The following is a 12,927-nucleotide window of genomic DNA, read 5'->3' as shown; positions in this document are numbered from 1 at the left end:
TGACAGTGTTTATAAACGTTTATCTTGTTGTCTGCTTAATATGTTCGAAGTCGCGGAAGGCCCGCATTTTGTTATATACATCCTGGCTTACCGCATGTCCGCCTGCATCCATAGCAGACCATAAGGCACCGACAACGGGCTCGGTTGCCAAAGTTACAATGGTCGCATTCGGAGCAACGGTTGCAACAGTCTGTTCAACTTTTCTGCGAATCCAGCCGCGATCTCCCCTTGTTAGCAGACTTCCTGCCAGTATAACGTCAAAGGTGTCCTTTTCCATTCCAAGTTTGTGGATCACCGCAGCCGCTGATTTGCCAAGCTCTACGCCTTGACGGTTCAGAATTTCCAGAGCTACAGCATCGTCCTCTACGGCAGCTTCAAACAGCAGCTTCGCTGCATGGACGGGCACATGCTTGCCATGATCCTGAAAGTCATCGAACAAATCACTGACACTGTTATACCCAAGAAAGTTCAATAGCAGGGGAGTCAGGAGCGTTGGCTGCTCACGGCCGTCCCAAGAACGGATGACAGAGCGGAACACCTCAATATTGAGGGAACCGCCACCGCCGAAATCGCCGTACATATAATCAAAACCGCCGACCTGTACATGTTCTCCTGCCGGATTACGGCCTGCGGAGTTGGTGCCTGTGCCGCAGATCAGTGCGACCCCGTAAGGTCGGTTCGTGCCTGCGCGCAGGCTGATCATGGTGTCACAGTTAATCGAGTAATTCTGGGTGAATCCGATTCCCTGAACCAGAGGGTGCAGGATTCGGTAATCGACTTCCCGATCTGCTCCTGCAAGTCCGAAATAGGTATGCGAGATTTCATGAATCCGCAGTCCTGCCTCGTTCAGGGCTCCTTCTGCAGCTTCCCGTATGCTTTGTGCGGCCAAGGCGTGGTCAATCTGGTGATTGCCGTTGCCGCCCACGCCTTTGCCAAGCACATTGCCGAAGTCATCGGTCAGCAGGGCGTATGTTTTTGTTCCTCCCCCATCGATTCCCAAGTAGTAAGCCAATGGTCGTCACTCCTATATATAAGGTTATATTTTTTATCCGGTCGTACCTTTTGTTGGTGATCCAGTAGATTCTCTCACGATGAGTTCAGGATCGATTCTTACATTAGCCCCGCGTTTCATCGTACCGTCCATGCGTTTCAGCAGCATATCCGCAGCGGCAACCCCAATGCGGTCAGCAGGCTGCCGGACCGTTGTCAGGTGGGGGTGCAGTTTGGATGAAATATACTGATCGTCATAGCCGACGATAGCTACCTGTTCAGGCACCTTTATGCCTTCTTCCATAAGGGCGTTCACGACCCCAAGCGCGATATGGTCATCGCCCGCGAACACCGCGGAAGGAAGGCGTCCCTCTCGCAGCCATTTGCGGCAGATGTCATAACCAAAATCGATTTCGAAATCGCCCGTGATCATTTCAAACGGCGCCAGATCTTTTTCCTTAAGTGCCTGCAGGAAACCGCTGCGACGCTCTCTCGTACTGCGGAACATATTCTGTCCGCTTAAGTGAGCGATAGAGGTATGGCCGAGATCAAGCAGATGCTTCGTAGCAGCATAGCCGCCTTTATAGTTATCGATTGTTACCGAAAAAGTATCATTCTCCGGCTTCTGATTGTCGATGAGGACATACGGAATATTGCGCCGCTTCAGTTCCACAATGTAGTTATCCTCTTCCATCGGCGAGAGCAGAATAAGTCCGTCTACCCGGTCCTCCTGGATCAGGTAATGGGTTTCATCGGAGCCAATGCCGGTAGAGACCGAAACGGCAAGAAAATAGCCGTGAAGTGCAAGCACTTCGTTCAGCTCTTTAACGACGGTGTCGAAGAAGGAGTCCTGTAGAGTGGTCATGATCAAGCCGACGATTCCTGTCTTACCGCGTGCTAAACTCCGCGCAGCAGCGTTGGGATGGTAATCGAGCTCCTTGATAGCCTCCAGAACCTTTTGCCTATTTTTCTCTCGCACGGATTCGGCACCGTTTAAGACGCGAGAGACCGTTACGACGGACAGCCCTGATTTCTTTGCAACATCAAATATACTAACCTTCATTGTTTATTCTCCTTGCGGCAGATTTTCCGTACTTTATATTGACTTAACATTAGTATACATGTACGGAGGCTTAGCCGCGAAGCTAATTTGATAGATGCACCGCCCCTTGCGGGACGGTACAATGTCTAGCGTTAACGTTTGATAATTTCCATGACCTTTTTCTGAATCGTTGGCATTACTTCTTCAACGGTGTTGTGTCCGGTATCGATCGGCTGCATCTCATTGATAAACATGTCGTTGATCTGAGAATAGTGGGTGATCAGGTGATTATAGGATTCAAATCCGTATTCCACAGCACCTTCGTAAACTTTCTTCACATCTGCTGGATCGATACCATCAAAATGCTTGTAATAGGTTTCGGCTGCCTTCGTATTTACAGGAGGGTTGCCACCGCTCAGGTCGATGGATTTTTCCTGAATTTCGTCGCTGACCAGATACTTGATCCATTCAAAAGCTTCCTTCGGATGTTTGGAACCCTTCAGAATCAAGAGCGGATCGACGAACAGCACGCTGCGGACCTTGTCATTGCCGCCGGCAGGCACTGCAGCTACGCCAACCTTGAAAGGGAAGTCATTGGAGCCCGCAAGGCTCCATGAGCCGCTGACGGTCATACCCACCTTGCCGGTTACGAATGCATCTCCATTTTGCCCCGCTACGCTTTTGCTCCATTCCGTTGTCGGAGACACTTTATCTTTTAAGATCAGGTTGAAGAGCTTGTTATAGGCTGCGATGACTTCAGGCGAATCGAAATGAGTCTCAGATGGTACGCCGCCGTTGGTCCAGGTATCCTGGGAGTAGGGTTCGGCTCCGAAATAGAGCGGGCGCATATCTCGCTCGGACCATGTGAAGTCAACGCCATATTGAGTTTTGGCAATATCATTGGATACATGCGTCATTTTCTTCGCGTCTTCGACCATTTTGTCAAACGTCCAGCTCTTGTCCTCGTAATCGCTTGGAGGGTAAGGAACGTTGGCAGCGTCGAACATGTCTTTGTTATAGAGCATCAGAGAAACGTACATGTTGACCGGAATACCGTAGACTTGATCTTTGACGGTGTAGATTTTCATAAGATCATCCGGGATGTTGTAGTCGGATGCTTTAAATCCGTCTTCCTTAATAATGTCGTTCATGTCGAGCAGCATGTCTTTGTTGTAATACTCTGCAAAACCGCCATAGCCATAATGGCTTGTGACGTCAGGCGATTTGCCGCCTGCAATCAGCGTTTGGAGCTTACTGTCGAACTGCTCGTAAGGAGCTTTCTCGACTTTTACCTTAATATTCGGATGTTGGGCTTCAAAATCCGGAACCAGCTTTTCGATAAAGGTGCGATCCTCTGAATCGATGGTGTAGTGCGTTATAGTGACTTGCCCTCCTGAGGAGCCGGAGTTAGCGCTATCGCCATCGCTACCAGGTACGACATCTCCCGCTGATTTGCCGCCACTACAGCCGGACAATGCCAATACGACGAGCATGCTGGTCGCAAGCAAAAGTGTAAAAGACTTTTTGATCCTTATCGTTTTCATGAACTACAGTCCCCCATATATTCAAGTTTTTTTGCCGCCCCTGCGGCGGAGCCTTTACTTGATGCCTGTAAGTACAATTCCTTCTACAAACCGCTTCTGGGCTATCGCAAACAGAGTCACGATCGGCAGCATGGCGAGCACGGAGGCAACCATGAGCAGATGCCACGGCGGAATTCGGAAACGCGAAGATGTGAAGGAAGACATACCGACCGGAAGCGTAAACTTATCTGATGAGCTTAAATAGAGCACAGGTGTCAAAAGGTCGTTCCAGCTGTAGATGAAGGCAAAGATCGCAACGGTTGCAAGTGCCGGACCGGATAGAGGCAAAGCGATTTGTCTCCACATCCGGAACTCGCTGCAGCCATCGATGCGTCCGGCGTCAAACAGCTCATCCGGCAGGGTGGAAAAGAACTGTCGCAGCAAAAAGATGTTGTATGCCGAACCGAAAAATGCAGGGACAATCAGCGGCAGGAAGGTATCGATCCAGTTCAGCTTGGAAAAGAGAATGAACTGCGGGATCATAATCGCCGGATATGGAAGCATCATGGTGCTGAGCATGAGCATGAACCACAGATTGCTGCCCTTGCCCCGATATCTGGCGAAGCCATAGCCTGCAAGAGCCGACGAAAACAGGGTGCCAACAACGGTCAAAATACCAATAATGAGACTGTTCATATACATTTGACCGAAGTTCAGCGTGTCGAAAATTTCTCTGTAGTTACTCCACTGCCAGGACTCCGGCAGAAAGGTTGGAGGAAACGTCAGCAGTTCCTTCTTCGATTTCAGTGAGGTCGATACCATGAAAAACAAAGGGAGGAGCATGAGAAAGGTGGTGACCACCAGGGCAATGAAGCTGGCAATGCTAACCGCATCGATTTTGCGCCGGCTTTTATTCACAGAAGGTGAAGCCCCTGGTCCGGCAGTCGGAATCGTACTCATTTTCGTCCGCCTCCTTCATAGTGAACATAACGGTTCGAGAGTTTAATAATGAGCGCCGTAAACGCCATGACAACGATCAGCAGCACCCAAGCGAGTGCCGAGGAGTAGCCCGCTCTGTATTCCTTGAAGGCGCTGGTGTACAGGTTGTAAACGTAGAACCAGGTCGAGTAGTTTGGACCCCCTTGGGTCATTACATATGCCTGTGTGAATACCTGGAAGGAATCAATGACACCCATAATCAGCTGGAACAAAAGTACAGGTGAAATCATGGGCAGCGTCACATTCAGGAAAATTCGGAAGCGTCCCGCGCCGTCAAGCCTGGCGGCTTCCACGAGACTTGAAGGAACGCCCTGAAGTCCTGCAAGGAACAGAATCATGCCTGAGCCCACCGTCCAGAAGGACATAATCATCAGAGCGTAAAGCGCATAATCGGGGCTCATAAGCCAGGCTGGGCCGCTAATGCCGAACCAGGACAGCACGTAATTGAACAGACCGATCGATGGGTTGAAAATCCAGTACCACAGCAAGGACATCGCCACGCCGGATACCATGCTCGGAAAATACATGGCCGTCCGGAAAAATCCGCGGAATGGTATTTTCGCATTGAGCAGGAGAGCAAATCCAAGTGCCAGCAGCAGCTGGATCGGTACACTGATAAATGTGTAGCGCACCGTTACGACAACAGATTTCCAAAACAGGTCATTTTGAAACATTTCTTTGTAATTCGCGAGTCCGACATATTTCGGCGGGTGGATAATGTCATAGTCCGTGAAGCTGTAATAAAGGGATGACAGAATCGGATACAAGGCAAACACGAAGAAACCGATAAGCCATGGAGAGATGAAGAGGTACATGTAAAATGTCTGCCGCCGGCTTTCGCGATGGGTCACATAAACACCAACCTTTCTATTTGATATAAAGTTATAACGCTTTAACTTTCGCGGTTGAGTTTCCCTTAAATAAAAAGGTTTCATATGATGTTATGTAAGTGAAAGTTAAAGTGCTTTAACTTTATTATCCGGACTGATGAGATTATCATAGTGGATGGTTTCTCAATTATCAACCCTTTTTTTGGATGTTTGTAAGCGCTACCTTTATTGACACTTCGGAAGTTCTTTCAAAACGCCTGATAAAGGCTGATATAGAAAGGTTTGGGTGGATATTCAAGCCCGCGGAAATTAAAGATATTTCTTTGGAGGAATTTTCCCGAAAGGACTGTATTTTTAGGCCAAGTCTACTAGGAAGTCCGAATTGGCATTCGTATCATAGGCTTCGACTCCGGTTAAGTCGAAGCGAAGTGGATTCCCTAACGGGTCAACTACCGCATGATAGAATTCGTTCTTCTACCCAAAGAACTATGCTAATCGTCGCTAAGCTCTTGGAAGCCCAGCCTCGATATATTCCCCTTTTTGATGACATTTTTCTTTTGAACCTAAAAAGTTTACTCGATACGCAGTTCAGGTTACGTACTCTAGGGACTGCAATTATCACAAAGTGGGCTGAATTTTAGTAGGTGAGCGGGTCAAAGTAGAGCGGAAATTTGTGTACTGCATTCCTTCAATTTTTTACTTACCGCACGGTCTCTCTTTCGACTTAATCGCGCGGCAGGGCCGGATATAGCCAATGCTGCAATCACTTTACCATTATAAAATATTGGAGCAGCAACGCAGCGTAAACCCACTTCTGTTTCTTCATCATCAATGGCGTATCCTTGTTGACGGATTACGTTTAGATGTTCTTTTAATAAATGGTTGTCGTCAAAGGTATGCTTTGTTGCTTTGTGCTGGGTAAGATGTGTAAGCATTTTTTTTAGGTGTTCATCACTTAGGTGCGCCAGGATAACTTTCCCAAAGGCACTTAGATGGGCATAAGCGGAATCACCTACACGTGTATGGCTACGGATGGCATGATTGCCCTCCACCACTTGGACTGTCATGACTTTCATTCCATCTAAAACTCCGATATAGGCAGTTTCGCCAAGATCCTGTGCTAATTGATGCAGGGATGGAACAACTAACCAATGAAGTCGAGTGTTAGCAGACGATGAATGGTGTCCCTTTAATTCAGAAGCTTTGTACGTGTGACCATCTTTTTGAATAAATCCTGTCATTTCCAGCGTATATAGCAGACGGAAAGTTGTAGACTTGTTAAGGTTAAACCGATGCATGATCTCAGTCAGTCTCATGGGTGCACCTTGTTGCAACGCGTCTAGAATGAGTAGTCCCTTTTTTAGGGTTGCAACCTCATATTGATCCATTGATTCACCTCTAAGCGGGAAATTATTATAATTGAATTATTGACATATAAACGGATTACATTCTTTATTCTGACCTCATTACAAATGAAAAAGAGAGGGAAAGAGCTTTATGCCCAACCCTCTCAGGTATATTTAAGTGGTTATGACCATAACCATGACACTTATTCTCCTTTTAAAAATAGGCGAATGCCCTCAACTGCGTAAGCATGATCCAACTCACCGGTTAATCCGCCAACCGTTACAGATCCGACTACACCAACACCCTTGACACAGATGGGAATAGAACCGCCAACCGCTTGATATTCTGCAGTGGAAAGCAGGGAGTGTTCTGCATGAGAAGCACCGCTTTGGAGAAAGCGCTGGTCAATGTAGGCAGAACTGCGGTTATAGTGGTCGACAATCCGTTTTTTGCGAAATAACCATACGTAGTTTTCCTCCGAAGTACCATCCATGAGATGTGTAAACACGGGAACTCGGTTACGTTCAATATGCACGGCCACCGCTACGTTGTTTTCTTGAGCATACTGCACAATCTGGTTACCAATGACAAGAGCATCTTGATGGCTAAAACTTGTAAATTCCAATTCTTCCTCTAATAGTTCTAGTGATTTCAAATCCATTTATCCTCTCTCCTCAACAAAAAGACTCTGTTTCTTATCCATTCTGTAGTTTATAGCTGCCAGTAAAAAGGCGAATCCTGCCATAATTGCACCGATCCAAGCCGTGTCCATCATATGCAAGTGGTCTACTGCAAGTCCACCCAATGTTGAACCAGCAGCAATCCCAATATTAAATGCAGAGATGTTTAATGCAGAAGCGACATCCTTGGCAGAAGGAACCAGCTTTTCTGCGAGCATTAGAATGTAAGCCTGTACGCCGGGAGACATCATAAAAGCGAAGAAACCCATTAATATGAGGGACAAAATGGTGAGCGTCTTGTTGGGCAATAGCCATATTTGGAGCAGCAGAGCAATGCCCTGAAACAGAAATACGAATCGAAGTGCCTTTACAGGATGTCGATTTGCTAATTTCCCACCGATAATATTCCCAATGGCTACAGCAACACCGTAAATCAGCAGTAGCCATGAAATAGACGAAGATGAGTAGCCGCTAATCTCTTCAAGGATAGGAGAGATATACGTAAATAAAGCGAAGGTTCCGCCGAAACCTAGAATCGTCATTAACAAGGCAGTGATGATCCGAGGATTAACAATCAAATTTCCAACATCTCTTAAGGTCGGTGAGTGCATTGAACGTGGGACTTTATCTACTGCCACAAGACTGACCAACAAGGCTATCAGCCCTAAAACTGCGACCACGGCAAATGACATACGCCAACCAAATTCCTGCCCGATATAGGTTCCAAGGGGAACACCCAAAATGGTAGCGACGGTTAACCCAGTGAACATAATGGAGATCGCGGTGCCTTTCTTGTTAGCAGGCACCATATCTGCGGCCACTGTAACTGCAACAGCGAAAAATACACCATGTGCAATAGCTGTAATTATCCTAGATAAGAGCAAAAGGAAATAGGTGGAAGATATTGCTGCTAGAGCATTCCCTAAAGTGAAGACGACCATGAGGAACACCAAGTATCCTTTTTTAGGCAATTTCCCGGTAATAACTACGACGATTGGGGTTCCAATAGCAAGGGCCACTGCATACCCTGACACCAGGGTCCCAGCTTGCGTTACTGATATGCCAAGATCGGTGGCTACCTCTTGCAGAATACCGACAATAACAAATTCTGTCGTTCCAATAGCAAAAGCACTTATTGCAAGTGACATTAGTGCTATAAAGATTTTTGAATTCATACTTTCACCTCCTTTTGTAGGCCAATATTAAGTGAGAACTTAAATGAGTTCAAATAAAGAAAAAAAAGTTTCTATAAAAGAAACTTTTCTCGGTGGATACAATGATAATACCAATTGGAGAATCGATTGATCTTTACATAAACGATAACAACGTACTTAGCTTTGATCTTATGTCTCAATGTTTTCCAAATGATACACATCCATGGTGTCAATTATGGTTTCTATATTTTTCCGGTATGTTTGGTAATGCTCGGTATTCACATGTTCGATTATGGCATTTTCGTCAGCCCAAGACTCATAAAAAACATATGTGCCTTCTGTTTCAAGCGATTTATGCAGCTTGTATTGTATACAGCCTTTCTCTGCACGAGACGGTTCAATAAGTTTGATCAATTCATCGCGTAGCTGTTCCTCTTGTCCAGGTTTTGCTTTTAGAATTGCACAAATTGTGATGACAGTCATGAAGTACACCTCTTAATAACAAATTTTGATAATATTCTGTTGCTGAAATATGAAAAAAATGCATGCAGCATGGCCTCATCATAGATAAATCATAGGAGATTTTCAAAAAATGTTAGAAAGTTTCTAATAAAGAAACCCATTCAGCCACCTTTCTCCTAACAACAGCGAAGTGCTGCAGGTGCTAAATCTATCAAGGATGGAATGATTCTATGCCCTACATTAAAGCTAAAGTTGGCTTTAACGATAACATGGACAGGCATTATATGGTTGTTTATTGTGCTTATATGTGTAAAAATATATTGTATATTAAAAATATAACGAATGAATTGGTGATGTGATTATCATGAGTAATAATGATCGAATACCGTTATACCAACAAATTCAAGACTATGTCCGCAAAATAATTACCTCGGAGAATATGAAGCCGGGTGATCGGATACCGACAGAGAAGGAGCTAATGGATCAATTTAATGTTAGCAAAATTACGGTTGTCAATGCCCTAACAGGCTTAGCTAACGAGAAGCTGATCGCCCGTGTTCCAGGAAAAGGTAGTTTTGTCGCAGAAGAGACGGACTCAGTTATCACAGTATTTTCTGAATCTCCAACACCAATGAGAAGGGGGCTTAGCACAGGTCTGATTGGTATTATCATGCCTACGATCCACGACTACTTTGCTATCCGACTAATCGAGGGTATTGAACAAACACTGAATCAAGAAGGTTACCGCAGCATGATCATGTTGACGAATGGCAAGATCGAGAAAGAAAAGGATGCGATCAAGGAGCTAAAAGCACTTGGAGCGGAGGGGCTACTTATCTTTCCTGTAGATGAAGGGAATTATAACGAGGAAATTCTCGGCATGAAGTTATCCGGCTTCCCTTTTTTGCTGATTGACCGATATTTACCGGGAGTCGAAACCCATTACATCGCGGCTGATGGAAGACTAGGTGTAAGGATGGCCGTTGAACATCTATGGGATCTTGGACATCGTGATATAGCCATTTGCTCGGATTCACCGCTGCAAACCGTCACGGTCCAGGAGCGAATTGACGGTTATATTGAAGCTTTGAAAGATAAAGGGGCGCTTATTAATCCTGCTCATATGATTACAGATTTCAAGCCACTGTCTGTCCTGAAGGACGCGGAGTCCCATCCATTATACCGATACATCTCTAACAAAATGGTCACGGCTTATATTTCACTTAATGGTAGGTTGGGTGTTCAGATCTATCAAATGGCCAAGCAAGCAGGACTCCGTATTCCCGAAGATGTGTCGATTGTGAGCTTTGATGATCCAACTTCCATCGTGGAGGAATTTAGTATATTCACGCATGTTAAGCAGTTTGAGAGCGAGATGGGATCCCGTGCAGCCAGCCAGCTTGTCGAAGTCATTCGTAGTAGCGGAGATACTACCGACTTCAGCAAGATACTAATTCAACCTGAACTTGTCATTCGACAAACCTCGGGAATCTGTCCCATATCGTAATTTCCAAGGTTTGATTAAAGTCTTTTCCGTATATGATCCGGAAAGGACTTTTTATTTTAAAAAAACATATTGAATATATTGTTAATATATATTATATTTTATGAAATGGTGGATACACAAATCACGAAAGACAGACAAACATGGGTGAGGAGGCTAGGACCATGCTTCGAGATCGTAAAGAAGAGCGAATTGGATTTCAGGAATCAGCGCCCTATCATCCCGATTATGACCTGCAAACGGACTTTGTCATGGTCTACGGGATTGACGAAACGATGCAGGAACGTATTCGGGAATGGAAGGATAAAGGGTACGTTGTGCATTTGATGACAGGAGTAGCATGGGGTACCTATAACGACTATCTGGACGGGGAGGTAGACGGGGAAACACATTGGGATGAAGCCCAGCTGGACCGTCATGGTGAGATGATTGTTCATGGCAAGGAGCCCATTATCCCTTACATGGTACCAACAGTTTCCTTTGGCAGATATATCGCTGAACGAATACGTTTAGCCGTCGATTCCGGCGTGGAAGCGATCCATCTGGAGGAGCCAGAATTTTGGGTGAACGGCGGATACTCGGAATCGTTTAAGAGAGAATGGCAGCTGTATTACAAAGAATCCTGGAGAGCGCCTCATTCCTCACCCGATGCACAGTTTCGGGCCTCCAAATTGAAAGCGTATTTATATACACGTGTATTAGACCGATTATGTACCGAGATGAAAGATTATGCTCTAAAGCGTTACAATCGCGTTCTTCGGTTTTACGTTCCAACCCACAGTCTGATCAATTATACACAGTGGCGAATTGTTAGTCCGCAGTCTCGCTTGATTGAGCTTCCGTCTGTAGATGGATATATTGCGCAAATCTGGACAGGGACTTCACGAACACCCAACGTTTATGAGGGGGTACGAAAAGAACGAACGTTTGAAACCGCATACTTAGAATATGGTGTTATGCAAGAGCTAGTAAGGGGAACAGACAGACGAATGTGGTTTCTGCATGATCCCATCGAAGACAATCCGAATTACACATGGGCCGATTATAAACAGAACTACCTGAAGACGGTTGCTGCTTCACTTCTTCATCCTGGAGTTTCCCATTACGAGGTCGCCCCATGGCCGCGAAGAATCTTTAAAGGGACTTATCCGTCTGATGATGGTGCAGGTAAAGAGCAGATTCCTCCTGATTATGCAACGACATTGCTGAACGTTATGCATACACTTGGGAACATGGATCAGGACAATGTTGAAATTGAAGGTGAATTTCTTCAGGTTGGTGTATTGATTGCAGATTCAGCGATGTTTCAGCGCATGAAATCGGAGCCGGAAGCACCTGATGCCGGAAAGTATGACGGCACAGATCCAGAAGGATTCCAAGAGGATGGCGATACGGAGTTGTTAGATTTCTCTCCATTCTACGGTCTTGCGTTACCCTTACTTAAACACGGGATACCCGTGAGACCTGTCCAACTTGATAATGTGAGGCGCTATCCCCATTACTTGGCTCCATATCGTGTCCTTCTTTTGAGTTATGAGTTTATGAAGCCAGAACACTCCGATATCCATTATGCACTGGCCCAATGGGTACAGGATGGGGGTGCATTGATCTATATTGGGGACGACAGCGACCCGTATCACAACATTCGAGCATGGTGGAATGACGACCAGCGCAGTGAAAGCACTAATACCATGTATCACTCACCACGAGAGCACTTATTTGAACAGCTTGGACTTAATGTAGAACAGGAAGGGATTCATCATGTGGGCAAAGGACTGGTTCATTGGCTCTCTGTACATCCGGCTGCATGTTCGTCAAGTAAATCGGGTGCAGATCAACTTCGCCAGTCTGTGAAAGAAACATGGGAGAAACTTCAGGATTCCAACTTCCGTTGGGAAGCCAAGCATTATTTTAAGATCAAACGGGGGCCCTATATCATTGCCTCTGTCCTGGAAGAATCTGTATCCGAAGAACCGCTGGTTATTCCAGGTCCGGTTGTGGACTTGTTCGATCCTGCCCTGCATGTTCGGCAAGAGGTAAGGTTAGCTCCTGGTGAGCAAGCATTGTTATACGACATTACGGCCGGAAGGCCACAGCAAGACAAGGTCAGCCTAATCTCAGCTTCTTCCAGAATTGAAGATCTGACGATAACGAATACAGGTTTTCAATGTGTAGCCAAGGGCCCGTCAAATATGCAGGCCACGGCCAGATTCTACTGTTCATTTGAACCGATATCCATTAGTAGTATAGATCAACACAAGACTGTACCTATCGGATGGGAATGGGATATGGAATCGAAAACCGTGCTGCTGAAGTATGAGCATGGCAGCAAGAACAAGGTGGAGATTCAAGTAAGGTGGGGTCGTGAGAATACAAAAGCTTGATGAATGAGAGGA

11 protein-coding genes are annotated in these 12,927 nt (G+C 45.8%); 2 read left to right on the top strand and 9 right to left on the bottom strand.

Going from position 1 to position 12,927, the window contains the following annotated elements; genetic code table 11:
- Positions 1-19: 19 nt before the first annotated feature.
- From G3352_RS19225 to G3352_RS19185, 9 genes are all read right to left on the bottom strand, one after another.
- Complete coding sequence (locus G3352_RS19225) at positions 20-1,012, bottom strand: N-acetylglucosamine kinase (RefSeq protein ID WP_163758894.1); 993 nt, start codon at positions 1,010-1,012, stop codon at positions 20-22.
- A gap of 33 nt (positions 1,013-1,045) precedes the next feature.
- Positions 1,046-2,053, bottom strand: a complete 1,008-nt coding sequence (locus G3352_RS19220; RefSeq protein ID WP_063567785.1) for a LacI family DNA-binding transcriptional regulator — start codon at positions 2,051-2,053, stop codon at positions 1,046-1,048.
- A gap of 131 nt (positions 2,054-2,184) precedes the next feature.
- Positions 2,185-3,576, bottom strand: coding sequence for an ABC transporter substrate-binding protein (locus G3352_RS19215; protein WP_163758892.1), 1,392 nt, complete (start codon positions 3,574-3,576; stop codon positions 2,185-2,187).
- A 54-nt stretch (positions 3,577-3,630) separates the two neighbouring features.
- Positions 3,631-4,515, bottom strand: a complete 885-nt coding sequence (locus G3352_RS19210) for a carbohydrate ABC transporter permease (RefSeq protein ID WP_163758890.1) — start codon at positions 4,513-4,515, stop codon at positions 3,631-3,633.
- A complete protein-coding gene (locus G3352_RS19205; protein WP_053779693.1) occupies positions 4,512-5,369 on the bottom strand; it encodes a carbohydrate ABC transporter permease in 858 nt (285 codons plus the stop codon). The genes G3352_RS19210 and G3352_RS19205 overlap by 4 nt, the downstream gene beginning before the upstream one ends.
- 668 nt (positions 5,370-6,037) lie before the next feature.
- A complete protein-coding gene (locus tag G3352_RS19200; protein ID WP_163758888.1) occupies positions 6,038-6,772 on the bottom strand; it encodes an IclR family transcriptional regulator in 735 nt (244 codons plus the stop codon).
- A 161-nt stretch (positions 6,773-6,933) separates the two neighbouring features.
- Positions 6,934-7,386, bottom strand: coding sequence for a heme-binding protein (locus G3352_RS19195; RefSeq protein ID WP_163758886.1), 453 nt, complete (start codon positions 7,384-7,386; stop codon positions 6,934-6,936).
- Positions 7,387-7,392: 6 nt separating this feature from the next.
- The gene (locus G3352_RS19190; RefSeq protein ID WP_163758884.1) at positions 7,393-8,586 is read right to left on the bottom strand and encodes an MFS transporter; all 1,194 of its coding nucleotides are present in this window, start codon (positions 8,584-8,586) and stop codon (positions 7,393-7,395) included.
- A gap of 168 nt (positions 8,587-8,754) precedes the next feature.
- Complete coding sequence (locus G3352_RS19185) at positions 8,755-9,048, bottom strand: putative quinol monooxygenase (RefSeq protein WP_163758882.1); 294 nt, start codon at positions 9,046-9,048, stop codon at positions 8,755-8,757.
- Between the two features lie 343 nt (positions 9,049-9,391).
- Here G3352_RS19185 and G3352_RS19180 point away from each other — a divergent pair, with 343 nt between their 5' ends.
- Complete coding sequence (locus tag G3352_RS19180) at positions 9,392-10,534, top strand: GntR family transcriptional regulator (protein WP_163758880.1); 1,143 nt, start codon at positions 9,392-9,394, stop codon at positions 10,532-10,534.
- Positions 10,535-10,695: 161 nt separating this feature from the next.
- Positions 10,696-12,915, top strand: coding sequence for a hypothetical protein (locus G3352_RS19175; protein ID WP_163758879.1), 2,220 nt, complete (start codon positions 10,696-10,698; stop codon positions 12,913-12,915).
- Positions 12,916-12,927 lie beyond the last annotated feature (12 nt).

It is taken from the genome of Paenibacillus sp. ALJ109b (assembly GCF_010747435.1).
Taxonomy (GTDB): Bacteria; Bacillota; Bacilli; order Paenibacillales; family Paenibacillaceae; genus Paenibacillus; species Paenibacillus taichungensis.
The sequence above is the reverse complement of the archived record's forward strand: the minus strand, read 5'-3'. Positions and strand labels throughout refer to the sequence as shown.

What these genes read in the sequence shown, in the direction of transcription:
- G3352_RS19220 (WP_063567785.1), bottom strand. Translation starts at nt 2,053, where the DNA reads ATGAAGGTTAGTATATTTGATGTTGCAAAGAAATCAGGGCTGTCCGTC.
- G3352_RS19215 (WP_163758892.1), bottom strand. Translation starts at nt 3,576, where the DNA reads ATGAAAACGATAAGGATCAAAAAGTCTTTTACACTTTTGCTTGCGACC.
- G3352_RS19210 (WP_163758890.1), bottom strand. Translation starts at nt 4,515, where the DNA reads ATGAGTACGATTCCGACTGCCGGACCAGGGGCTTCACCTTCTGTGAAT.
- G3352_RS19205 (WP_053779693.1), bottom strand. Translation starts at nt 5,369, where the DNA reads ATGTACCTCTTCATCTCTCCATGGCTTATCGGTTTCTTCGTGTTTGCC.
- G3352_RS19200 (WP_163758888.1), bottom strand. Translation starts at nt 6,772, where the DNA reads ATGGATCAATATGAGGTTGCAACCCTAAAAAAGGGACTACTCATTCTA.
- G3352_RS19190 (WP_163758884.1), bottom strand. Translation starts at nt 8,586, where the DNA reads ATGAATTCAAAAATCTTTATAGCACTAATGTCACTTGCAATAAGTGCT.
- G3352_RS19185 (WP_163758882.1), bottom strand. Translation starts at nt 9,048, where the DNA reads ATGACTGTCATCACAATTTGTGCAATTCTAAAAGCAAAACCTGGACAA.
- G3352_RS19180 (WP_163758880.1), top strand. Translation starts at nt 9,392, where the DNA reads ATGAGTAATAATGATCGAATACCGTTATACCAACAAATTCAAGACTAT.
- G3352_RS19175 (WP_163758879.1), top strand. Translation starts at nt 10,696, where the DNA reads ATGCTTCGAGATCGTAAAGAAGAGCGAATTGGATTTCAGGAATCAGCG.